The sequence below is a fragment of the Isoptericola sp. BMS4 genome, assembly GCF_011634835.1.
Classification (GTDB): Bacteria; Actinomycetota; Actinomycetes; order Actinomycetales; family Cellulomonadaceae; genus Isoptericola.
Genome location: NZ_SIRP01000001.1, coordinates 3,318,439 through 3,341,584 on the forward strand (window position 1 = coordinate 3,318,439; position 23,146 = coordinate 3,341,584).

Consider the following 23,146-nt stretch of genomic DNA (forward strand, 5'->3'; position numbering starts at 1 on the left):
CGCCTCTCTCCTCAGTGTTCGGCCCTCAACGCCCGGCCCTCAACGTCCGGCCCGGTCCGTACCGAGCGTGCGCTCGCCGATCATGAGCACCTGCGCCTGCATCTGCTGGGCCACCAGCCCGGGATCGATCCCCTGGTCGGTGACGACCGCGAGCCGTGACCCGTCGCCCGCCCCGCGGACGAACAGGAACCCGCCGTCGAACTCGACGAGGACCTGCCGCAGCCCGTCCCCCGCGCCGAACTCGCGTCCCATGCTCATCCCGAGCGCCACGAGCCCGGCGCACGCCGCCGCCACCTTGTCGGCGGTGTCGGGGTCGGTGTCGTCCGTGCGCACCTTCACCAGGCCGTCGGAGCTGAGCACGACGGCGTGCCGGACACCTCGCACCCCGGCCACGAGGTCGAGCATCCACCCGTCGGGGTGCGCCTCCTGCTGTGACGTCTCTTCGCTGGTCTGCGTCGTCATCGGTCCTCCGTGTTCAGGTCCGTCCCCCCGGACTTCTCCCGCGGGCTCTGGGCTTCGTGGGCTTCATGGTCGTCCGGCGCCGACGGTGCGGCCGGCACCGACTCGCCGGCGGCGGCGAAGAAGGCACCGATCCAGGCACCCGCCTGCTCGGCGGTCTGGTCCGCGGCACGGACGGCCGGCCCCCGGTCCCGGCGCGCGGCCGGCGAAGCGCCCTCGGGCGCCCCCGGGCCGCCCCGCCGGGCGCGACCCGCCCCGACCTCCCCGGCGTCGATGCTGCCGGTCTCCGCACGCCGCGACCTGCGCTGCGGCAGGACGGGCCGCTCCGCCGGGACGGGCGGTGCCTCGGCGGCCCGCTCGCCGGGAGACGGCGCCACGGCGGGCGCGTCGACGACGGCCGTGGGCGCGGAGTGCGCGCCGACCGGGCGTGCCGGCGGCACCGCGCCGGAGGGAGCGGACGCCCGCCACGCCTCGTCGACGGCGGGCGCGAGCGCGTCGGTCGCCGCCGAGGCCGGCACCGTGATCTCGCTGGGCACCATGACCACGGCGCGCAACCCTCCGTAGACGGACTCGACGAGGTCGACGCGCAGGCCCAGCTGGCGGGCGTACGCCCCGACGACGGCCAGGCCCGTCTGCGGCACCTCGCCGAGGTCGGCGATGCCGACCTGCTCCTTGCCGGACGCGACCTGCCGGGCCCGGTCCAGCTCGCGGCTGCCCATACCGACGCCGCAGTCGTCGATCTCGACGACCGCGCCGCGCTGCACCTGACGGATGACCACGAGCACCTGGGTGCTGGGCGGGGAGCACTGCGTGGCGTTGGCCAGCAGCTCCGCCACCACGTGGACGACAGGCTCGACCGCCTGCCCGACGACCGCGAGGCCGGGCTCCCCCGAGACGTCCACGCGCTGGAAGGCCGTGATGCGCCCCGCGGCGGCCTTGACGACGTCCGGGAGCGGGAGCGGCGCGTCCCACGACTGACCCGGGCGCCGGCCGCAGAGCGCGACCAGGTTCTGCGCCTGCCGGGCGTGCTGCGCCGCGGCGTGGTCGATACGCATGGACGTCTGCAGGACGTCCGGGTCGGCCGAGTGCCGCTGCACCATGCGCGCCGCCTCCTCCTGGATCCGGTGGGCCGAGGCCTGCACCTTGCGGCTCAGCGCCACGACGGCGATCTCCACCGCCTTGCGCTGCTCGTCGCGGGACTCCTCCTCCCGCCGGAGCGCCGTCGTCGCCCCCTCCAGGGCGGCCACGGCCTCGTCCAGGCTGGCGGCGAGGCTGTCGCGCTGGGCGACGACGCCACGCAGGGTCGCGTCGTCGCGGCGGCGGGCGACCAGCAGCAGCACGGCCGCCACGACCGTGAGGAGTGCCGCCGACCCGCCCAGCACCCAGCCGAACGTGCGGGTGGCGGCGTCCTGCGCGAGCGGGAGCGCGGCCGCGCACAGGGCTGCCCCCACCACGCAGAGCGATGGAAGGACCTGCCCGGTCGCACGTGGTCTTGGAGAGGTCGTCGTGCTCACCGCACCCCCGTCGGTAGGACCGGGCCCGTTCACGCCGCGCGCGCCACCCCGGTCTGCGCAGCCTTCTCCACGAACCCGGCGGAAATGTTCGTACCGGATAAAAGCCCTGACCAGGAGTTTCTACCACGTGCCACGGTCGGGTGAAAGGGTCCGCGCCCCGACCAGGTCGGTCCGCCGGGCTATCGTGCCCGGCATGAGCGCCGAGACCACCCAGACCACCCGGACCCCCCGGAGCACGGCGGAGCCCGCCGCACCCGTCACCCCTCTCGACCCGCAGGGCCCCGACCCGTTCGGGTGGCTGGAGGACGTCTCCGGCGCCGTGGCGCTCGACTGGGTGCGGGCGCGCAACGCCGAGTCGCACGCGCGCCTCGGGGGGGAGCGGTCACGGGCGACCGAAGCCGCGATCCTCGAGGTCCTCGACTCCGACGACCGCATCCCCCAGGTGTCCCGGGTCGGCGGGCACTGCTACAACTTCTGGCGCGACGCCGGCCACGAGCGCGGCGTCTGGCGCCGCACCACCCCGGAGTCGTACCGCACGGACTCGCCCGAGTGGGAGACGGTGCTGGACCTCGACGCGCTCGCCGAGGACGAGGGCATCAGCTGGGTCTGGCACGGCGCCTCGCTGCTGCGGCCCACCCCGGAGCAGCTCGCCGCGGGCGAGCCGTGGAGACGTGCCCTCGTGGACCTCTCCGTGGGCGGGTCGGACGCCGACGTCACCTGCGAGTTCGACCTCGTCGAGAAGCGGTTCGTCCCGGCCGCCGAGGGCGGGTTCGAGCGCGACCACGCGCCCGAGGCCGGCGGCGGGGGCGCGAAGGGCGGCCTGTCCTGGGCCGACGAGGACACCGTGTACGTGTTCACCGACTTCGGCCCGGGCACGACGACGCCCTCGGGCTACCCCCGCACCGTGCGGCTGTGGCGGCGCGGGACGCCCCTCGACGACGCCGTCGAGGTCTACGCGGGCGCCCCCGACGACCTGGGCGTCTCGGCCCACCGCTCCCGGACGCCGGGGTTCGAGCGGGACGTGGTGCGACGCGGGATCGCCTTCTTCGCCTCGGAGACCTTCCTGGTCCACGACGTCGGCACGCCGCACCAGCGGCTCGTGCGGATCGACGTCCCCGAGTCGGCCGAGGTCGGGTTCCACCGCGAGTGGCTGCTCGTCGAGCTCCGCGACGACTGGACCGTGGGCGACGGCGACGCCGCGCGCACGTACGCCGCGGGGTCGCTGCTCGCCGCACCCGCGGACGACTTCCTCGCCGGCTCGCGCGAGCTCACCGTGCTCTTCGCGCCGACGCCCTCGACCTCCCTCGCGGGGGCGACCTGGACCCGCCACCACCTGGTCGTCACCGTGCTCGAGGACGTGGTGAACACGCTGCACGTGCTCACCCCGCCGACGGACGCCGCCGCCGGCGTCGCCTGGGAGCGCCGCGAGCTGCCCCTCGGCGGCCACCTGCAGACGGTGACCACCCGCGCCGTCGACCCGCTCGAGAGCGACGACGTGTGGGTCACGACCACCGGTTACCTCACCCCCGCGACGCTCGCGACCGCCACCGTCCCGGGCCCTGGCGACCCCGACCCGGAGCCCGAGGCCCTCAAGTCGGCCCCGGCGTTCTTCGACCCCGAGGGCCTCGTCGCCGACCAGCACGTCGCGACCTCCGCCGACGGCACGCGGGTGCCGTACTTCGTCGTGGGCCGCGAGGACCTGGTCCGCCCGGCCGACCCCTCGGCGCCCGGCACCGCCCCCACCCTGCTGTACGGGTACGGCGGCTTCGAGATCCCGCTGCTGCCCGGCTACTCGGGCACGGTCGGGCGCGCCTGGCTCACGGGGCCCGACGCCGGCGTCTACGTGGTGGCGAACATCCGCGGCGGCGGCGAGTACGGGCCGTCGTGGCACCAGGCGGCGCTGCGCGAGCACCGGCACCGGGCCTACGAGGACTTCGCCGCCGTGGCCCGCGACCTCGTGGCCCGCGGCATCACCTCGCCGCGGCACCTGGGCGTCCAGGGCGGGTCGAACGGCGGGCTGCTGGCGGGGAACATGCTCACCCGCCACCCCGAGCTGTTCGGTGCGGTCGTGATCCAGGTGCCGCTGCTCGACATGAAGCGGTACTCGCACCTGCTCGCCGGCGCGTCGTGGACGGCCGAGTACGGCGACCCCGACACCGACGACTGGGAGTTCATCCGCACGTTCTCCCCCTACCACCTGGTGGACGCCGCCCGTGACTACCCCCCGGTGCTGCTGACGACGTCCACCAAGGACGACCGGGTGCACCCCGGCCACGCCCGCAAGATGGCGGCGCTGCTGCACGCCGCCGGCAAGGACGTCACCTACTACGAGAACGTCGAGGGCGGGCACGGCGGGGCCGCGAACAACGCCCAGGCCGCGCACATGAGCGCGCTCGCCTGGACGTTCCTGCGCGACCGGCTCACCTGAGCCGGAGACGCCCACGGCCTCTGGCGGGAGGTCGGGCCGGGGACGGGTCCTTGTCGCGAGGCGCGCCATTCGCCGCTCGTTCCTCGCGGCTCCCGCCAGGCCCGGCCAGCCTCTCGACAAGGACCCGTCCCCGACCCGACACCGAGCGGACGCATGCGGCCGTGCTCAGCTGTGCGGCACCCGCGCGGTGATGAGGGTGCCGTCGTCGCGCCGGTTCCCCGACAGCGCCCGCAGGCCCGGCCGCCCGGACCGCCGCGGGCCCTGCCCGTCGAGCGGCACGCGGCTGACCGTCCCCGGCGTGACGGTGACGGTGGCACCGCAGACGGTGACCGTGGCGCCGTCGCCGGTCTCCGCGTCGATCTCCAGGGCGTCGGGCAGCACGGTGACGCGCAGCCGCGAGGAGCGCCACGTCACCCGGAACGTCAGGCCCTCCCAGCCGTCGGGCAGCCGCGGGTCGAACGACAGCTCGCCCCCGTGGTCGCGCATGCCGCCGAACCCGTAGGCCAGCGCCGACCAGGTGCCGCCCGCGGAGGCCACGTGGACGCCGTCGCTCGCGTTCGCGTGCAGGTTGGCCAGGTCCACGAACAGCGACGACAGGAAGTACTCCATCGCGAGCTCGTGGTACCCGACCTCGGCCGCCACGATCGACTGCACGACGCCGGACAGCGTCGAGTCCCCCGTCGTCAGCGGGTCGTAGTACTCGAAGTCGGCGAGCTTCTCCTCCGCCGTGAAGTGCTGCCCCTGCAGGAAGAGCGCCAGGACGACGTCGGCCTGCTTGAGCACCTGGTACCGGTAGATGACCAGCGGGTGGTAGTGCAGCAGCAGCGGCCGCTTGTCGGGCGGGGTCGCCGCCAGGTCCCAGATCTCCCGCTCGAGGAAGTGCGAGTCCTGCGGGTGGATGCCGATCTGCTTGGCGTACGGGATCGCCATGTGGTCGGCCGTGCGTGCCCACTCCCCGCTCTCGTGCGGGGCCAGGCCGAGCCGCCCGACGAGCCGCACGTACTCCTCGGGGTGGTCGGCGCGCATGTCGTCCACGACCCGGGCGGCCGCGCGGAGGTTGAACCGCGCCATGACGTTGGTGAACAGGTTGTCGTTGACGACCGTCGTGTACTCGTCGGGGCCCGTGACCCCGTGGATGTGGAAGTCGTAGTCGCCGTTGGCGCGCCAGAAGCCGAGGTCCTGCCACAGGCGCGCCGTCTCCACCAGCACGTCGACGCCCTCGCGGTGCAGGAACTCGGTGTCGCGCGTGGCGCGCACGTACTGCACCAGCGCGAAGCTGATGTCGGCGTCGATGTGGTACTGCGCCGTGCCCGCCGCGTAGTAGGCCGACGCCTCCTCACCGTTGATGGTGCGCCACGGGAACAGGGCGCCCTTCTGCGAGAGCTCGCCCGCACGGCGCCGGGCCGCGTCGAGCATCTGGTAGCGGAACCGCAGCGCGTTCCGGGCGTACCGCGGGTTGGTGTAGGTGAGGAACGGCAGCACGTACACCTCGGTGTCCCAGAAGTAGTGCCCCGAGTAGCCGCTGCCGGTCAGGCCCTTGGCGGGCACGCCGGAGCCCTCGGCGCGCGCCGTCGCCTGGGCGAGCTGGAACAGGTTCCAGCGCACCGCCTGCTGGACCTCCGGGTTGCCCGCCACCTCGACGTCCGAGGCCGTCCAGAACTCGTCGAGCCACTCGCGCTGCTGGCGGCGCTCGACGTCGATGCCGCGCGAGCGCACGCGGTCGAGGGTGCGGCGGCACCGGTCGACGAGCTCGCGCGGGGGCACCCCGCGCGACGAGTGGTACGACACGACCTTGGTGAGCCGGATCGTGTGGCCCGCGCGCGCGTCGACGCGGAAGACGTGCTTGGCGAGGTCGTCCTCCGCCTGCGAGCGCACGTCCCACGGGTCCTCGGTCTCCAGGACGTCGTCCGCGGCCACGGCGAGCGTCATGCCGGAGTTGCTGCACCGGTAGCCCAGCACCATGCGGACGTCGTCGCACCACTGCAGCTCGGGCTGCAGCACCCGGTGCGTGAACTGCTCCGCCTTGCGGGGGTCGAACCCCTCCCCCAGCGACGCCGCCGGCACGTGGTACTCGTCCGAGCCGTCCTGCCGGTTGAGGATCTGCGACGCGATCGCCACCGGGGCGTCGTGGTCCAGCAGCGTCACCTCGAACGTCATCACGGCCAGGTGCCGCTCGGCGAACGACACCATGCGCTCCGAGCGCACCCGCACACGCTTGCCCGACGGCGTGCGCCACAGGAACGCGCGGCGCAGCACACCGTCGCGCATGTCCAGCGCGCGCTCGTACTCGGCGAGGTCGGCGACGGACAGCAGCAGCGGCTCGTCGTCCACGTAGAGGCGGATCACCTTGGCGTCCGGGACGTTGACGATCGTCTGGCCCACCTTGGCGAACCCGTACGCGTCCTCCGCGTGCTGGATCGGCCACGTCTCGTGGAACCCGTTGACGAACGTGCCGTGGGCGTGCGACTCGCGCCCCTCCTCCAGGTTCCCCCGCATGCCCAGGTACCCGTTGGCCACGGCGAAGAGCGTCTCCGTGACGCCCAGGTCGTCCGACCGGTATTCGGACTCGACCAGCCGCCACGGGTCGACCGGGAACCTCACCCGGTCGACCACCCGCTGCTCGTCGGCGGTCCGGTGCCTCATTCGTCTGCCCCCTCGTTCACGTGCGCCCGCGCCGGGCGGTCCAGGACCGCCGCGTCGAGCTCCCCCAGATCGGTCACGACCACCGTCGCCCCGCCGGAGCGCAGCAGGTCCGCCCCGACACCGCGGTCCACCCCGAGCACCAGGCCGAACGCGCCCGCGGCGCCGGCCTGGACCCCGGACAGGGCGTCCTCGACCACGACCGCCTCCTCGGCGCGCACCCCGAGGCGCTCGGCCGCGCGCAGGTAGGTGTCCGGCGCGGGCTTGCCCGGCAGACCCTCTGCGGACGCGACGTTGCCGTCCACGACGACCTCGAAGCGGTCCGCGAGGCCCGCGGCCTGCAGCACGGCCGGCGTGTTGCGCGACGACGACACCACGGCCACCAGCGCGCCGGCGGCCGTGACGGCGTCGAGAAAGCGTACCGACCCCGGGTACGGGGCGATCCCCTCCGTGGCGAACAGGTCGTTGACGATCGCGTCCTTGCGGTTGCCCAGGGCGCAGACGGTGTCCTCCCCCGGCGCGTCGTCCGCCGTGCCCCGGGGCAGCTCGACGCCCCGCGACGCCAGGAACGTCGCGACGCCGTCGTACCGCGGCTTGCCGTCGATGTGCGCGAAGTAGTCCGCGGGTTCGTACGGGGCGAGGCCGTGGGCGCGACACCAGGGCGCGAAGAGCCGCTCCCATGCGCGCATGTGGAGCTCGGCGGTCGGGGTGAGCACCCCGTCGAGGTCGAAGAGCACGGCTCGCAGCCTGGTCACGACGGTCCCTTCACGGGTCGGTGGGTGCGGACTGCCGGAGACCGGCGCTCCGGCGGGGCGACGATGCCCTGTCGTAGCGTACGCAGGCAAATCGCCGCGGGACCGGCGCGACGCGCGCGGCGCGTCGGTCCTGGTCAGCCCTCCGCACGCTCGGCGAGCGCCTCCGCGACCCGGCCCAGGTTCGCGAGCTCGGCGCGGTGCGCGTCCACGCCCGCGAGCTCCCGGCGCGGCGCCGACAGGACGGTGACAGCGGCGAGCCCGCCGGCGGGCAGCCCGATCCGCCGCCAGGGCTCGGCGACCAGGCGGACGAGCTCGCCGAGCTGCGGGCCCGAGCACTGGGACACCTCGGGCGCGGGCAGCCCGGCCCACAGCCCCATGCCGCGCTCGCTCGCCCGCGCGACACGCTCCCACGCCCGCTCGTCCCAGCCCCGCGGGCCCAGGTCGGCGAGGTCGAGGCCGATCGCGTCCGCGCCCGCCAGCGCGACCGCAGGGATGCCCACCCACGTCGCGCCGAGGTGCACCACGACGCGGGCGCCGGCGGCGTGCGCCGCCGCGACGACCGGCTCGAGGCCCTCGACGACGTCGGGGCCGGGCACGCCCCGGATCCGGGAGTAGCCGGAGAAGCTGGGCAGCACGCCGGCGTGCACCTGTCCGAGCAGCGGCTCCGCCAGCTGGACGACCGGGTCGGCGCCCGGCACCTGCGACCGCAGGGTCGTCAGGTGATCGGTCAGGCCGGCGGCCAGCGCCTGGCCCAGGTCGCGCCGGGCGCCGACGTCCGCCAGGACGCGGTCGCCGCGGGCGGACCACAGCTCGGCGGCGAGCGTCCACGGCCCCAGGACCTCGGTGGCCAGCGGGCCGGCGTACCCCGCGGCCGCGACCGCGAGCGCCTCGACGTCCTCCCGCAGCAGCGCGGCCGCCCGCCGCTCGTCCGCGCCGGGCCGGTCGGCCAGCTTCCAGCCGTGCGGGCCGAGCTCGACGGGCGTCCCGGCGAGCAGGGCGCCCGTGCGTCCGACGGCGTCCGCTCCCGGCCCCCGGTCGGTCAGCCGGGTGAGGAAGCCCACGGCATCGACGCCCGTGGGCAGGGCCGCCAGGTCGTCGAGCACCGTGAGCTGCGCCGTCAGCACGTCCGCGTCGCCGCCCGGCCAGGGTCCGTGCCCGCTCACCGTCACCATGGGGCGCCACTCTAGACTGCGAGCGCACCCCCACGACGAAAGGCCGTACCCGTGCGGATCACCACGCGCAACGCCCGGTTCCAGCTGCTGACCACGCTCGGCACGAACCGCACCAAGCGCGGCCGCGCCGGCGAGTTCCTGGTGCAGGGCGTGCGGCCGATCACCCTCGCGGTGGAGCACGGCTGGCCGGTGCGCACCCTGCTGCACGAGGACGGCCGGCGGCTGTCCGCCTGGGCGCAGGACGTGCTGCGGGCCACGGGCGCCGAGAGCATCGCGATGGCGCCGGACCTGCTGGCGGAGCTGGCGGAGAAGGAGCCGGGCGCCACCGAGCTCGTCGCCGTGGTGGCGATGCCCGCCGACGACCTGGACCGCATCGGCGTCGGCGGGGACTTCCTCGGCGTCGTGTTCGACCGGCCCACGCAGCCGGGCAACGTCGGCGCCGTCGTGCGGTCGGCCGACGCGTTCGGCGCCCACGGGCTCGTCGTCACCGGCCACGCGGCCGACCCGTACGACCCGAAGGCGGTGCGCGCGTCGACCGGGTCGCTGTTCGCGCTGCCGGTCGTGCGCGCGGCGTCCCACCGCGAGGTGACGGCCTGGCTCGCCGCGCACCGGGACGCCGGGCGTCCCGTCACGGTGGTCGCGACCGACGAGGACGGCGACGCCGCGCCGGGCGACGTGGACCTCACCGGCCCCGTGCTGCTGGCCGTCGGCAACGAGACCGCCGGGCTGTCGAAGGGGTGGCGGGAGGCCGCGGACGTGACCGTCGCGATCCCGATGGCCGGCAGCGCGAGCTCCCTCAACGCGTCGAACGCGGCGTCGATCGTGCTGTACGAGGCGCACCGGCAGCGGCTCGCGCGGGACTGACGGGCGGGTTCGGCCGCCGGTCCGGCAGAGGGCTCAGGCCCGCCAGGCGCGGGCGACCGTCGCCTGCCCGAGCACCTGGGTGCCGCGGTAGGCGACGACGGACTGGCCCGCCGCGACGCCGCGCAGCGTCTCGCCGGTGAGGTGGACCTCCATGCCGGGCACGCCGTCGGCGGCGACGACGGTGGCGCCGTCGTCGCCGCGGCCGGGGGTGCCGGCCGTGGCGCGGACGCGCGCGGGGACGGGCGTGCCGTGCGCGCGGACCTGCACCTCGGCGTCGAGCCACTCCCCCGGCCCGGGGGCCGGGCTCAGCCACACGGCCTTCTCCGCGGCGACGGTGTCCACGCTGAGCAGCTCGGCGGGGCCCACGACGACCGTGTTGGACGACGTGCGCACGTCGACGACGTACCGCGCTCGGCCGTCCGGGGCGGGACGCCCGAGCCCGAGGCCCTTGCGCTGCCCGACGGTGTACGCGTACGCGCCGTCGTGGTCGCCGACGACGTTGCCGTCCGTGTCGACGACCTCGCCCGGCCGGGAGCCGAGCCGCTCGCGCAGGAAGCCGCGGGTGTCGCCGTCGGCGACGAAGCAGATGTCGTAGGAGTCGGGCTTGGCGCTCACGGACAGGCCTCGACGCTCCGCCTCGGCGCGCACCTCGTCCTTCGAGGCGAAGCCGCCCAGCGGGAACATCGCGCGCTCCAGGCGCTCCGGCCCCATGACCGCCAGCACGTACGACTGGTCCTTCTCCGTGTTCGGGGACCGGTGCAGCTCGCGCGTCCCGTCGTCGCGCGTCACGACCCGCGCGTAGTGCCCGGTCGCGACGGCGTCGAACCCGAGCGCCGTGGCCTTGTCCAGCAGCGCGGTGAACTTGATGTGCTCGTTGCAGCGCACGCACGGGTTCGGGGTGCGGCCCGCCTCGTACTCGGACAGGAAGTCGGCGACGACGGTCTCGGAGAAGCGCTCGGACAGGTCCCACACGTAGTACGGGATGCCGAGCACGTCGGCCGCGCGCCGGGCGTCGCCGGCGTCCTCGATGGAGCAGCAGCCGCGCGAGCCGGTGCGGAACTGGTCACGGTTGCGGCTCAGGGCCATGTGCACGCCCACGACGTCGTGCCCGGCCTCCACCGCGAGCGCCGCCGCGACGGCCGAGTCGACCCCGCCGGACATGGCGGCCAGCACCCTCATGCCGGTCCCCCCGCCCCCGCGGGCCCGGAGACCAGGCCGGCTGCGCGCGCCCGCTCGACGACCCGGGGCAGCGCGGCGACGAGCCGTTCCACGTCGGCCTCGGTCGACGTCGCCCCGAGGGAGAAGCGCAGCGCCCCGCGCGCCTCGAGCTCGGCCACGCCCATGGCGAGCAGCACGTGCGACGGCTGCGGGACGCCCGCCTGGCACGCCGAGCCCGTCGAGGCCTGGACGCCCGCCGAGTCCAGCAGGTACAGCAGCGAGTCGCCCTCGGCGCCGGGGAAGGTGAAGTGGGCGTTGCCGGGCAGCCGTGGCGGCGCGTCGTCCGGGTGCCCGTCCGACGGGGCGTCGGGCTCGGGGCCGCGCAGCACCGCCTCCGGGTCGACCTGCCGGACCCCTGCCACGAGCGCGTCGCGGAGCTCGGCGAGGACCGCGGCGCGCTCCGGGCGGGCGTCGACCGCCTCGGCGAGCGCCACGGCGAACGCGCGGATCCCGGGCACGTCGAGCGTACCCGAGCGGACGCCCCGCTCCTGGCCGCCGCCGTGCAGCACCGCCTCGAGGTGCAGGTCGCGGCGCGCGACCAGGGCCCCGACGCCCGGCGGGCCGCCGAGCTTGTGCCCCGTGAGCGTCATGGCGTCCACGCCCGAGGCGGCGAAGTCGACCGGCACCTGCCCCACGGCCTGCACCGCGTCCGTGTGCACCGGCACGCCGTGCTGGTGCGCCAGCCGGACGACGTCGCGCACCGGCTGCAGCGTGCCGACCTCGTTGTTCGCCCACATCACCGACACGAGGGCGACCTCGTCGGCGTGCGCGGCCAGCTCGGCGCGCAGGGCCGCCAGGTCGAGGCGCCCGTCGCCGTCCACCGGCAGCAGCACGATGTCCGCGCCCGCGTGCCCGGCGAGCCAGAACGCCGGGTCGAGGACGGCGTGGTGCTCGACGGCGGAGACCAGCACCCGGGTGCGGCGCGCCTCCTGCCGGCGCCGGCCCCAGAACATGCCCTTGATCGCCAGGTTGTCGGACTCCGTGCCCCCGGCGGTGAAGATGACCTCGCTGGGGCGGGCGCCCAGCGCGCCCGCGACGGTCTCGCGCGACTCCTCCACGGCCCGGCGGGCGGCGCGCCCGGCCGAGTGCAGGGAGCTCGCGTTGCCCGTGCGCCCCGCCTCGGCGACGTACGCCTCCAGCGCCGCGCGCGACATGGGCGTCGTGGCGGCGTGGTCGAGGTAGGCCCCGGTCTCCCCGGTGCCGAAGGCGTCGGTCACGGTGCCCCAGTCTACGAACTCCGGCGCGCCCGCCCGAACCGTGCTCCCGGACGAGTGCAGGGCCGCCGCGATCGCTCGCGGCGGCCCTGCGCTACCTCGCGGTGCCCGTGCGCCTCCTCAGGTCAGCGCCGGCCCCGCGAGCCCCGCGACCACGGGAACGGTCCGGGACCGTCCCACCCCCCGTGGCCGTGGTCGCCATCCTTCCAGGGCCCACGGCCCTTGTCGGCCCTGTAGACCTGGACCGTCGACGGACGCGGGCCGCGCCAGGCGCCCGCCGGCACGTCCTCGCCCTCCTCGAGGTAGTCCGGGAAGTACGAGTTCTGCGCCCCGAACGAGCCGTCCTCGCCCGGGTGCTGCACGTTCACGTAGACCATCGCGTCGCGCGAGTCCACGACCGGGCCGCAGGTCTCGGCGTCGCGCGGCACGGACAGGAACTGCTCGACGTTCCCGCGCCGGCGTCCGTCGAGCGTCACCTTGAACAGCCCGTCGCACTTCTGGATCGTCGAGGGCTGGCCGTCGGTGGAGATCCACAGGTTGCCCTCGGCGTCGAACGCGAGGTTGTCCGGGCAGGAGATCGGCGACACCTTCTCGACCGGGAACCCGGAGAAGTACGCCGACTCGTTCACGCTCGGGTCGCCCGCGACGAGCAGCAGGTTCCACCGGAACGTCGTGGCGGTCTGGTCGCCACGGTCCTCGACGATCTCCACGACGTGCCCGTCACGGTTGACGGTGCGCGGGTTCATCTCGTCCGCGGCGGCGTACCCGTCCTTGCCACGGTTGGAGTTGTTGGTGCACGCCACGTAGACGCGCCCGGTGACCGGGTTGGGCTCGACGTCCTCGGGCCGGTCCATCTTCGTGGCCCCGACGGCGTCGGCCGCGAGGCGGGTGAAGACGAGCACCTCCTCGACGCTCATGCCCTCGACCTGGGACTCGCCGTCCTTGACGAGCGCGACCCACTCGCCGGTGCCGTCGAACGAGCCGTCCGAGGGGACCGCGCCCGTGCCGTCGATCTCCCCGGCCGGGGAGTCGCCGGAGAACCGCGCGACGTACAGGTCGCCCTCGCTCAGCAGCGTCTTGTTGTGGCGGCGCGCCCAGCGGCTGCGCCCCTTGCGGAAGGTCTGGGCCGACACGAACTTGTAGACGTAGTCGAAGCGCTCGTCGTCGCCCATGTAGGCGACGGCGTGACCGTTCCTCGACAGGATGACGTTGGCGCCCTCGTGCTTGAACCGGCCCATCGCGGTGTGCTTCACGGGCGGCTCGTCGGGGTCGTACGGGTCCACCTCGACGACCCAGCCGAAGCGGTGGTTCTCGTACTCGTACCCCGGGTTGTTGCCGTCGAACCGGGGGTCGTCGAGCTCCCAGCCGTAGCCGGTGGGCTCGTTGCGCAGGCCGTACCGCTCGTCGCGCGGGTCCTTGCCGTTCACCCGCAGGTTGGCGTGGAAGTTCTCCTCGCCCGAGACGACCGTGCCCCACGGGGTGGTGCCGCCCGCGCAGTTGTTCAGGGTGCCGCGCACGCGCGTGCCCGTCGGGTCCTCGACGGTCCTCATGAGCCGCGAGCCTGCCGCCGGGCCGTCGACGGTGAACTCGGTGTCGACGGTGATGCGGCGGTTGTAGCGGCTGATCCGCGAGTACGTCCACGGCGCGCCCTCGTCGTCACGCGTCACCTCGACGACGGACATGCCCCACGCGGCACGCTCGATGGCCCGGCGCGTCGCCGCGTCGTACGAGTCGTCGAACATGATCGACGCGTTGGTGTACTCGTGGTTGCTCACGAGCAGGCCGCGGCGGCCGCGCCGCGTCCGCCCGCGCGTGCGGACGCCGTCCGGGTCGTCCGGCAGGATGTCGAGGTAGTCGCAGTTGTAGCCGAACTGCTTCGCCTGCTGCTCCGGCGTCTGGTGGGCGACGTCGAACGCGCGCCCGCCGGGCAGGATGGGGTCGCCCCAGCGGATGATCGGCGACCACTCGTAGCCCTCGGGCACGACGAAGGCGTCGGTGGCAGCCGGCTGCGGTGTGATCGGGCCGAAGGCGAGGCCCTTGCCGTGGCCCCGGCCGGTCGCCGCGGCGGCCTCCGCCGCCGGGGCGCCGGCGACCTGGGACCCCACCACGACGGTGGCGGCCGCGGCGGCGAGGCCGCCCAGCATCACCCGGCGGGACAGGGCGCGCGAGGCGACGTCCCGGAAGTACTCGTTGGCGGACTCGTTGGGCGCGGGGTGGGAGCAGGCGTCGGCGCACTTCAGGCGGCACGTGACCGCGCTGCGCTTGCCACGCGCGTACGGGTGCACGTCTGCCAGCTCCAGCAGCGGGCGCGACTCGGGGGCGATCGTCATCGGTAGCTCTCCTGACGTAGGGCTGGGGGTGACCCTGGGGTCGCGCCCGACGCTAGGGAGGCTCCGTGGCCTGGCGCCGTCGCCGTGCCGACCGTCAGGTGAACACCGGGTGACCGGCCGGTTCACCCGCGTCCCGGCAGGTCATCCGAGCGAGGCCACCCACTCGCTGCTGCCGTCGTCGAAGCCCTGCTCCTTCCAGATCGGCACCTCGGCCTTGAGCTCGGTGACCAGGTCCGCGAGCGCGGTGAACGCGGCCTGCCGGTGCCCGCTCGCGACGGCGGCGACGACGGCCACGTCGCCGACGCCGAGGTCCCCGGTGCGGTGCACCACCGCGGCGCGCACGCGGTCGCCCGCCTCCCGGGCCGTCCGGCCGGCGACCCGGTCCGCGACCCGGCGCAGCACGGCGGCGGCGTCCGGGTGCGCCTCGTAGTGCAGCGCGACGACGCCGCGACCCTCGTCGTGGTCGCGGACGTGGCCGACGAAGGTGGCGACCGCGCCGCACGTGTCGTCCCGCACGAGCTCGCTCAGCTCGCCGAGCAGGCCGTCGAGGGGGGTCTCGACGACGTCCGCGCGCAGCACCTGCGCCGGCGCGCCCGCCGCGGTAGTGCCTCCCGCGCTACCGCGCGGGCCGGCCGGGTGGTCGCCTCCGCGCAGCTGGTCGACGGCGTGCTCCAGGACGTCGGCGAGCGCGTCGAGTCCGTCGACCACGCCGCCCACCGACCCCGGAAGGTTGACGACCAGCGTCCGCCCGGCGACCCCGGCGACGCCGCGGGACAGCGCGGCCGCCGGGACGGCGCGCTTGGCGGGGTCGGTGGGCACCAGGGAGCGTGCGCGCACCAGCTCGGCGATCCCGGGGACCTCGCGGTCCAGCACGGCGCGGGTCGCCTCGGGGGTCGCGTCGCGCGCGGCGAGCCCCGTGCCGCCGCTGGTGACGACCACGTCGGGGACGTCGTCGGGGGCGGCGACGAGGAGCGCCGCGATCGCCTCGCGGACGGGGTCGCCGTCGGGCACGACGACGGGCGGCGAGGTCCGCCACCCGCGCGCCGCGAACCACTCCACGGCCGCCGGCCCGGACCGGTCCTCGTACTCCCCCGCCGCCGCGCGGTCGGAGGCGACGACGACGGCGGCGCGGCGGCCCGCGTCCCCGTCCAGGTGGGGGTGGTCGTGCGTGCCGGTCATGCGTCCTCCCGGGTCTCGTGCGCCGCGGGGCGCGACCAGTCGCCGGACTTCCCGCCCGACTTCGCCACGACCTGCACGTCCGTGAGCACGGCGGCCTTGTCGACGGCCTTGATCATGTCGTAGAGCGTGAGCCCGGCGACCGTGACGGCCGTGAGCGCCTCCATCTCCACGCCGGTGCGCCCGGTGGTGCGCACGGTGGCCGTGATCTCGACGGCGCCGGGGTCGTCGCCGGCGGGGACGACGTCGATCTCGACGCCGGAGATCGGCAGCGGGTGGCACAGCGGCACGAGGTCGGGCGTGCGCTTGGCCCCCATGATCCCGGCGACGCGCGCCGTGGCGACCGCCTCGCCCTTGGGCAGGTCGCCGCTCACGATGCGCTCGACGACGTCGGCACGCGTGCGCAGGACGCCGGTCGCCGTGGCCTCGCGCCGCGTGACGTCCTTCGCGGAGACGTCGACCATGTGCGCGGCGCCGTCGGAGCGGTAGTGGGTGAGGTCGGTCATCGGAGCTCCCAGTAGTCGACGGGGTCGCCGGCCGGAAGGTGGGCGACGCCGGGCGGCACGTGCACGAGGATCGTCGCGGCGGCGAGGTGGGTGAGCAGGTGCGAGCCCGGCCCGCCGACCATGCGCACGCGGCCGTCGTCGTCGAGCCTGCCACGACGCACCTGGTGCAGGGCGGGCGGTGAGTCGAGCGGCTCGGCGAGCGGTGCCCGGCCCGTCGCGCGGCGCGCGGGCTCCGCCCCGGTGGCGCGCGCCAGCACGGGGCGCAGGAACAGCTCGAACGACACGAACGCGCTCACCGGGTTGCCGGGGAACGCCACGAGCGGCACGTCGCGGCCGGTCCCGAGCGTCACCGTGCCGAGGCCCTGCGGTCCACCCGGCTGCACGGCCACGTGCCCGAACCACGCGTCGTCGAGGGTCTGGCGCACCACCTCGTACGCCCCCGCGGAGACGCCGCCGGTGGTGACGACGAGCACCACCTCCCCGGGTGCCTCGGCGAGGGTACGGCGCAGGGCGTCGGGGACGTCGGGGACCACGCGGTGGGTGACCCGGGCACCCGACGCGGCCAGGGCGGCGGTGAGAGCGGCGCCGTTCGCGTCGTGCACCTGGGCCGGGCCGGGCCGCTCGCCGGCGGGCACCAGCTCCGAGCCGGTCGAGACGAGGAGCACGTGCGGCGGCGGGGCGAGGTCGACGGTGGCGACACCTGCGGCGACCAGCGCCCCGAGCTGCGCACCGCCGACCGGCGTGCCGGCCGGCAGCAGCAGGTCGCCCACGGCGACGTCCGAGCCCGCGCGCCGCACGAACGTCCCCGCCTCGACCGGGGCGGCGAACCGCACCACGGTCGTGGGGTCCGGCGAGGGCTCGGGGAACCGGGGCGGGTCCGCGTCCTCGATCCGCACGACCGCGTCCGCTCCGGCTGGGACCGGGGCCCCCGTCATCACCGGCGCCGCCGTCCCGGGGTCCAGCGGAGGCGGCTGCGTGCCCGCCGGCACGGGCGCCCCCACGGGCAGCTCGACCGGGGTGCCGGCGCCGGCCGCGGCGAGGTCCGCCGCGCGCACGGCGTACCCGTCCATCTGCGAGTTGTCGAAGCCCGGCAGCGCGACGGCGGCGACGGTGTCGCGCGCGAGCACGCACGGGAACGGCGCCGCGCCGGACGCCGCCCGCGCGAGCAGCGCGGCGACCTCCACCGTCTCCGTACCCGAGCCGCGGGCGGCGGCCAGCGCGGGCGCGACCAGGTCGCGGACCGCCGCGGCGTGGTCGCCCACGGACCGGCGGACCGGGTGGCCGGTGCCGTGCCCGGCCGCCGGCCGGGCCGTCGTCACGTCGTCATGCACGCGCGCCAGCCTAGTCGGCGCGACACCGCTCCATCGCGCCCCCAGGCGGTGCGCGGATGCGGGACATCGGCCCTGGATTCGCCGCAGATGCGGCAGTAGCATCGCCGGTATGCCGCACATGAGAATCTCCGAGGCGTCCGTCTACCTCGGGGTCAGCGACGACACCGTGCGCCGCTGGATCGACCGGGGGCTGCTGCGCGCCTCGACGGACGACTCCGGCCGCAAGGTGGTCGACGGGTACGAGGTGGCGATGGTCGCCCGCGAGCACGCGACACCGCCGGGGCTGCCGGGCGGGATGCGGAGCTCCGCGCGCAACCGCTTCGTCGGCCTGGTCACCGACATCCAGGTGGACGCCGTCATGGCCCAGGTCGAGCTGCAGTGCGGGCCGTTCCGTGTCGTGTCGCTCATGAGCAGCGAGGCGGTGCGCGACCTCGGGCTCGAGCGGGGGTCGGTCGCGGTGGCCGTCATCAAGTCGACGACCGTGGTGGTCGAGGCCTCCGCCCCGGAGGCGTCGTGAGGGCGCGCCGCGCCGGGGTCGCGGGCGCCGTCGTCGTGATGACCGCGCTGGCCGGCTGCGGCAGCCCCGCGGCGGGGGACGGCGACGAAGCCACCCTCACCGTGTTCGCCGCCGCGTCGCTGCGGGAGGCGTTCGAACCGGTCGCGGCCGACTTCGAGGCCGCGCACCCGGGCGTCGACGTGCGGGTCAGCTACGCCGGCTCCTCCAGCCTCGCCGCCCAGGTCCGCGAGGGGGCGCCGGCCGACGTCCTCGCGTCGGCGAACAGGCCGGTCATGGACGCGCTCGCCGCGGACGACCTCGTCACCGCCCCCCGGGACTTCGCGACGAACACCCTCGAGATCGCCGTCCCGCCGGGCAACCCGGCCGGCGTCACCACCCTGGCCGACCTGGCGGACCCGGCGCTCGACGTCGTCGTGTGCGCGCCGGCGGTGCCGTGCGGGTCCGCCACCACCGCCGTCGAGGCCGACGCGGGGGTGGAGCTGAGCCCCGTCAGCGAGGAGCAGAGCGTCACGGACGTGCTCGCCAAGGTGGTGGCGGGCGAGGCCGACGCCGGGCTCGTCTACGTCACCGACGTCACCGCGGCGGGCGACGACGTCGACGGGATCGCGTTCGACGAGTCGGCGGCGGCCGTGAACACCTACCCGATCGCCACCGTCGCGGGCAGCCCGCACGCCGCCCTCGCCGACGAGCTCGTCGCCGCCGTGCTCGACGACGCGGGGCAGGCCACGCTCGCCTCGTACGGGTTCGGCGCGCCGTGAGCGGCCGGGCGACCGTCGCCGCCCGCCCGGCACGGCGCCGTGCCGACGACGGCGTGGTCGCCGCCGGCGTCCCGCGCTGGGCGTTCGTCCCCGCCGTGCTCGGCGGGCTGCTCGTGCTGCTGCCGCTCGTCGCCATGGCCACGCGCGTCGACTGGTCGAGCTTCTGGGCCCTGGTGACCAGCGGGTCTGCCCGCACGGCCCTGGCGCTGAGCCTGCGGACCGCGGCCGCCAGCACCCTGGCCTGCCTGGTGCTCGGCATCCCGATGGCGCTCGTCCTGGCCCGCTGCCGGTTCCGCGGGCTCGGGGTGCTGCGGTCGCTCGTGCTGCTCCCGCTGGTCGTCCCGCCCGTCGTGGGCGGCATCGCGCTCCTGTACACGTTCGGGCGCCGCGGGCTGCTCGGCGAGACCCTGGAGGTCGCGGGGCTGCAGGTCGCGTTCTCGACGACGGCGGTGGTGCTCGCGCAGACGTTCGTCGCGCTGCCGTTCCTGGTGGTGAGCCTGGAGGGCGCGCTGCGCACCGCCGGCGGCCGGTACGACGCCGTCGCGGCGTCGCTCGGGGCACGGCCGACCACGGTGCTGCGCCGCGTGACGCTGCCGCTGGTCTGGCCCGGCCTGCTGTCGGGGGCCGTGCTCTCCTTCGCCCGCGCGCTCGGCGAGTTCGGCGCCACGATCACGTTCGCCGGCAGCCTGCAGGGCACCACCCGCACGCTGCCGCTGGAGATCTACCTGCAGCGCGAGACCGACCCCGACGCCGCCGTCGCCCTGTCGCTGCTCCTCGTGGTGGTCGCCGTCGCCGTCATCGGCCTGACCTACCGGGCCCGGCAGCACGGCGGGGAACGCGGGGGCACGCCGTGACCCTCGCGTTCGCCGCGACGCTGCCGGGCCGCGGGTACGACGTGGAGCTGGAGCTCGCCGCGGGGCGCACGCTCGCGCTGCTCGGGCCGAACGGCGCCGGCAAGTCGACGACGCTCGGCCTCGCAGCGGGCACGCTGCGGCCGCGGGACGGGCACGTCACGCTCGACGGCCGCACGCTGGTGCGTGCCACCGCCGGGCGCGTGCGCGCGTGGGTGCCGGCGCACGACCGGTCGGTGGCCCTACTGGCCCAGGACCCGCTGCTGTTCCCGCACCTGTCGGTGCGCCACAACGTGGCGTTCGGACCGCGCTCCCAGGGGCGCGGCCGCCGGGACGCCGCCCGCCTGGCGGACGAGTGGCTGGGCCGGACCGGGCTGACCCCGCTGGCCGACCGCCGACCGGCCACGCTCTCCGGCGGCCAGGCCCAGCGCGTCGCGGTCGCCCGCGCACTCGCGGCCCGTCCTCGGCTGCTGCTCCTGGACGAGCCGCTGGCGGCGCTGGACGTCGACGTGGCCCCGGCGCTGCGCCAGACGCTCCGCGGCCTGCTCGCCGGGCGGACGGCGGTCGTCACGACCCACGACGTGCTCGACGCCCTGGTCCTCGCGGACGAGATCGCCGTCGTCGAGCACGGCCGGGTCGTGGAGCGCGGGACCACCGCCGAGGTGCTGACCCGGCCCCGCAGCGCGTTCGCGGCGCGGATCGCCGGGCTCAACCTGCTGACAGGGACCTGGGGCCCGGACGGTCTGGTCACGCCCGCCGGAGAGGTCGTCCACGGCCACGGCACGCCCGGCGGCGCCGGGATCCGCGCCGGCGCGCCCGCGACGGCCGTCTTCCGACCGTCCGCCGTGTCGGTCTACCTCGCCCCGCACGCCGGGTCGCCCCGCAACACGTTCCGGGGCCGCGTCGAGACCCTCGAGCCGCACGGCGACCTCGTCCGGGTCCGCACCGGTCACCTGGCCGCCGACGTCACTCCGCGCTCGGTGGCGGACCTCGCGCTCACGCCCGGGACCGAGGTCTGGCTGTCCGTGAAGGCCGCGGAGGTGGACGTCTACCCCGGGTGACGCGACGGTCAGGCGGCCTGGCGGACGCCCTCGGCGTACGCGGCGAGCCGGTCCGCGACGGCCTCCGCGCGCGCCAGGGTGAGCGGGCCGCTGAGGTAGGACGTCGCCCGTTCGCCGCGGGCGTGCACGCTCGGCAGGCCGCGGCGCTCCGGCGCGATCACGGCATCGGCGACCGTCCGGTGCAGCCGCGTGGTCGCCACCGTCATCCGCGCGCTGGCCGGGGTGTCCGGGTGGGGCGCGGCGTAGACGGTGAGCTGCATGACGGCGATGTCGTGGCCGGCGTGGTTCCCCTCGAAGACGTGGAACGCCCGGCAGAACGCCCCCGGCGTGGCGAAGTTCCGGAACGGGGCGTACTCCTCCATGCCCTCGAGCGGCTCGTTGTCGAACTCCGTGTACGACAGCCCCCGCTCCTGCGCCCACGCCGGGAACGACGGGATCTCGTAGCGCTGCCGCGCGAGGCCTCGCCGGTTCCGCCACCGGATCCAGCCGAAGAAGACCACGGCCACCACGACGACCAGGGCGACGAGCCCACCGACGACCGCCAGGACCACCGTGAACGCGTTCATGCGCGTGACGCTACTGCAGGTCACCGGCCGGTGTCGTGTCCGGTTCCGGCCACGGAGGTGCCGGCGCGACGGTCAGGCCGCCCGCCCGACGCCCTCGACGTACGCGGCGAGCCGGTCGCGCACGGCGGCGGCCTTCTCCAGGGTGAGCGGGCCGTTGAGGTAGCACGTCGCCCGCTCGCCCTGCGCGTGCACCGCCGGCTCGCCCTGCGCCGCGGGACGGAGGAAGGCGGCCTCCACGGGGCGGGGCAGCCGCACGGTGGCCACGGTCAGCGTCCCCTTGGCGGGCGCGTCCGGGGCGGGGTTGGCGTAGGCGCTGAACTGGAAGAGCGCGAGGTCGTCCGCGGTGTCCCGTCCGCGGAACACGTGGGCCACGCGGAAGGTCGCCCCCGGGACCGCGAAGAACCGGAACGGGTTGTACGCCTCCAGCCCCTTGCCGAGCAGGAGCTCGTCGTCGCGCTCGGCATAGGTCAGGCCCCGCTCGGAGCCCCACGCCGGGAAGGACGGGGCCTCGCGGCGCTGGGTCGCCAGGCCCTGCCGGACCTTCCACCGCGTCCAGCCGAAGAAGCCCACGACCGCACCGACGACGAGGACGACGAGGGCGCCGACGACGATCAGGACCACGAGGAACGCGTTCATGCGCTCGCACGCTACCGCAGGTCGTCGTGCCGGTCCCGGCGTCAGGCGCGGTGCTCCAGCTCCAGCCGGTAGCCGCGCTTGACGACGGTCTTGACGAGGTCGCGCCGGCCCACCGCCTCGCGCAGCCGGGCGACGGCGACCTCGACGGCATGCGTGTCGCGCGAGTCCCCCGGGAGCACGTCCAGGACGCGGTCGCGCAGCACCACGTCCCCGCCCGCGGCGGCGAGCAGCCGCAGCAGCCCGACCCCGGTGGGCGACAGCGGCAGCACCCGACCGTCCAGCACCGCGACGCGGGCCCGGATGGTGAGCGGCCCGGCGACCGTGGCCAGCGCGACCGACTCGATGTGCTCGTAGTGGCCGACGAGGGCGCGCACGAGCGCGCCGAGGCGGCCGCGCTCGGGCTGCAGCGTGGGGACGCCGCGGGACTCCAGGGGCCGGGCGGTGACCGGCCCGACGGCCGCCGCGACCATCGACCCGTCCGCGAACCGTGCCACGACGTCGTCGAGAACGCCCTGCGCCTCCACGACCCGCATCCACGCCTCGGCGCCCGGCGCGGAGGTGAACGTGACCGCGTCGATCTCGCCGGCCGCGGCGTCGCGCGCCGACGCCGCCACGGCCTCCGGGTCCGGCGGCGGCCCCCAGCGGTAGACGACCAGCGGGGAGACCCGCGCGCCGGCCTTGGCGAACACGTCGTCGAGGCCGTCGGCGCCCGCGCCGTGGTGCTGGATCGCGACGTGCAGGCCGGAGACGCCCTCGCTGAGCAGCACCTCGGCCACCTCGGCGGACGTCTCGGACTCGGCGACCCAGTCGGCCTGCAGGCCGGCGGCCTGGATCGCGCCCCGCGCCTTGGGGCCGCGCGCCACGATCCGCGAGCCGCCCAGCACCCCCAGCAGGTCGCCCGCCAGCCCGTGGGCGTCGGCGGCCTCGACCCAGGCGCGGAATCCGACGCCGGTGGTGGCGACGACGACGTCGGGCGGGTCGGCGACGAGCGTGCGCGTGGCGGCGACCAGGGTGTCGTCGTCGGCGTGCGGGATCATGCTCAGCGCGGGCGCGTGCCGCACGGTGGCGCCCCGCCGTTCGAGGGCGGCGGCGAGCTCGCCGGAACGCCGGTCCGCCGTGACCAGCACCGTGCAGCCCGCCATGACCTGCC

20 protein-coding genes are annotated in these 23,146 nt (G+C 75.8%); 6 read left to right on the top strand and 14 right to left on the bottom strand.

Going from position 1 to position 23,146, the window contains the following annotated elements; genetic code table 11:
• Positions 1-39: 39 nt before the first annotated feature.
• Together EYB28_RS15025 and EYB28_RS15030 are read right to left on the bottom strand one after the other, a co-directional pair.
• Positions 40-462 (bottom strand): roadblock/LC7 domain-containing protein, encoded by a 423-nt coding sequence (locus tag EYB28_RS15025; RefSeq protein WP_205710935.1) that lies wholly within the window; start codon positions 460-462, stop codon positions 40-42.
• The gene (locus tag EYB28_RS15030) at positions 459-1,913 is read right to left on the bottom strand and encodes an ATP-binding protein (protein ID WP_166849456.1); all 1,455 of its coding nucleotides are present in this window, start codon (positions 1,911-1,913) and stop codon (positions 459-461) included. Before EYB28_RS15030 ends, EYB28_RS15025 begins: the two co-directional genes overlap by 4 nt.
• 253 nt (positions 1,914-2,166) lie before the next feature.
• Here EYB28_RS15030 and EYB28_RS15035 point away from each other — a divergent pair, with 253 nt between their 5' ends.
• On the top strand, positions 2,167-4,401 hold the full coding sequence (locus tag EYB28_RS15035) for a prolyl oligopeptidase family protein (RefSeq protein WP_166849458.1): 2,235 nt from the start codon (positions 2,167-2,169) through the stop codon (positions 4,399-4,401).
• Between the two features lie 165 nt (positions 4,402-4,566).
• Here EYB28_RS15035 and EYB28_RS15040 read toward each other — a convergent pair whose 3' ends face one another.
• From EYB28_RS15040 to EYB28_RS15050, 3 genes are all read right to left on the bottom strand, one after another.
• Positions 4,567-7,044, bottom strand: a complete 2,478-nt coding sequence (locus EYB28_RS15040) for a glycoside hydrolase family 65 protein (protein ID WP_166849461.1) — start codon at positions 7,042-7,044, stop codon at positions 4,567-4,569.
• A complete protein-coding gene (locus EYB28_RS15045) occupies positions 7,041-7,796 on the bottom strand; it encodes an HAD family phosphatase (RefSeq protein ID WP_166849463.1) in 756 nt (251 codons plus the stop codon). Before EYB28_RS15045 ends, EYB28_RS15040 begins: the two co-directional genes overlap by 4 nt.
• A 134-nt stretch (positions 7,797-7,930) precedes the next feature.
• Positions 7,931-8,968 (bottom strand): hypothetical protein, encoded by a 1,038-nt coding sequence (locus tag EYB28_RS15050; protein WP_166849466.1) that lies wholly within the window; start codon positions 8,966-8,968, stop codon positions 7,931-7,933.
• A 51-nt stretch (positions 8,969-9,019) separates the two neighbouring features.
• Between EYB28_RS15050 and EYB28_RS15055 the strand changes: the two genes are divergently transcribed.
• Complete coding sequence (locus tag EYB28_RS15055; protein WP_166849468.1) at positions 9,020-9,832, top strand: RNA methyltransferase; 813 nt, start codon at positions 9,020-9,022, stop codon at positions 9,830-9,832.
• Between the two features lie 33 nt (positions 9,833-9,865).
• Here EYB28_RS15055 and mnmA read toward each other — a convergent pair whose 3' ends face one another.
• From mnmA to glp, 6 genes are all read right to left on the bottom strand, one after another.
• The gene (mnmA, locus tag EYB28_RS15060) at positions 9,866-11,011 is read right to left on the bottom strand and encodes a tRNA 2-thiouridine(34) synthase MnmA (protein ID WP_166849471.1); all 1,146 of its coding nucleotides are present in this window, start codon (positions 11,009-11,011) and stop codon (positions 9,866-9,868) included.
• Complete coding sequence (locus EYB28_RS15065; protein WP_205711048.1) at positions 11,008-12,204, bottom strand: cysteine desulfurase family protein; 1,197 nt, start codon at positions 12,202-12,204, stop codon at positions 11,008-11,010. Before EYB28_RS15065 ends, mnmA begins: the two co-directional genes overlap by 4 nt.
• A gap of 185 nt (positions 12,205-12,389) precedes the next feature.
• Complete coding sequence (locus EYB28_RS15070; protein WP_166849474.1) at positions 12,390-14,594, bottom strand: PhoX family phosphatase; 2,205 nt, start codon at positions 14,592-14,594, stop codon at positions 12,390-12,392.
• A 141-nt stretch (positions 14,595-14,735) separates the two neighbouring features.
• Positions 14,736-15,773, bottom strand: coding sequence for a molybdenum cofactor biosynthesis protein MoaE (locus EYB28_RS15075; RefSeq protein WP_166849476.1), 1,038 nt, complete (start codon positions 15,771-15,773; stop codon positions 14,736-14,738).
• Entirely contained in the window at positions 15,770-16,276 is a 507-nt protein-coding gene (gene moaC, locus EYB28_RS15080; protein ID WP_166849478.1) for a cyclic pyranopterin monophosphate synthase MoaC, read from the bottom strand. The genes EYB28_RS15075 and moaC overlap by 4 nt, the downstream gene beginning before the upstream one ends.
• The gene (glp, locus tag EYB28_RS15085) at positions 16,273-17,607 is read right to left on the bottom strand and encodes a gephyrin-like molybdotransferase Glp (protein WP_240930581.1); all 1,335 of its coding nucleotides are present in this window, start codon (positions 17,605-17,607) and stop codon (positions 16,273-16,275) included. The genes moaC and glp overlap by 4 nt, the downstream gene beginning before the upstream one ends.
• A 109-nt stretch (positions 17,608-17,716) precedes the next feature.
• On the opposite strand from glp, the gene EYB28_RS15090 reads away from it, so the two are divergent.
• The 4 genes from EYB28_RS15090 to EYB28_RS15105 are packed head-to-tail and all read left to right on the top strand — an operon-like array spanning position 17,717 to position 20,794.
• Positions 17,717-18,124: a molybdopterin-binding protein gene (locus EYB28_RS15090; protein ID WP_166849483.1), complete on the top strand. Its 408-nt coding sequence runs from the start codon at positions 17,717-17,719 to the stop codon at positions 18,122-18,124.
• Positions 18,125-18,162: 38 nt separating this feature from the next.
• Positions 18,163-18,882, top strand: coding sequence for a molybdate ABC transporter substrate-binding protein (modA, locus tag EYB28_RS15095; protein WP_166852498.1), 720 nt, complete (start codon positions 18,163-18,165; stop codon positions 18,880-18,882).
• Positions 18,883-18,935: 53 nt separating this feature from the next.
• On the top strand, positions 18,936-19,736 hold the full coding sequence (locus EYB28_RS15100) for an ABC transporter permease (protein WP_240930748.1): 801 nt from the start codon (positions 18,936-18,938) through the stop codon (positions 19,734-19,736).
• Entirely contained in the window at positions 19,733-20,794 is a 1,062-nt protein-coding gene (locus EYB28_RS15105; RefSeq protein ID WP_166849485.1) for a sulfate/molybdate ABC transporter ATP-binding protein, read from the top strand. Before EYB28_RS15100 ends, EYB28_RS15105 begins: the two co-directional genes overlap by 4 nt.
• A gap of 8 nt (positions 20,795-20,802) precedes the next feature.
• Here EYB28_RS15105 and EYB28_RS15110 read toward each other — a convergent pair whose 3' ends face one another.
• The 3 genes from EYB28_RS15110 to EYB28_RS15120 all read right to left on the bottom strand — a co-directional run bounded on the left by EYB28_RS15110 (position 20,803) and on the right by EYB28_RS15120 (position 23,138).
• Positions 20,803-21,360: a hypothetical protein gene (locus tag EYB28_RS15110; RefSeq protein ID WP_166849488.1), complete on the bottom strand. Its 558-nt coding sequence runs from the start codon at positions 21,358-21,360 to the stop codon at positions 20,803-20,805.
• A 72-nt stretch (positions 21,361-21,432) separates the two neighbouring features.
• A complete protein-coding gene (locus EYB28_RS15115; RefSeq protein ID WP_166849490.1) occupies positions 21,433-21,996 on the bottom strand; it encodes a hypothetical protein in 564 nt (187 codons plus the stop codon).
• A 41-nt stretch (positions 21,997-22,037) separates the two neighbouring features.
• Entirely contained in the window at positions 22,038-23,138 is a 1,101-nt protein-coding gene (locus EYB28_RS15120; RefSeq protein WP_166852503.1) for a uroporphyrinogen-III synthase, read from the bottom strand.
• Between the last annotated feature and the right edge of the window lie 8 nt (positions 23,139-23,146).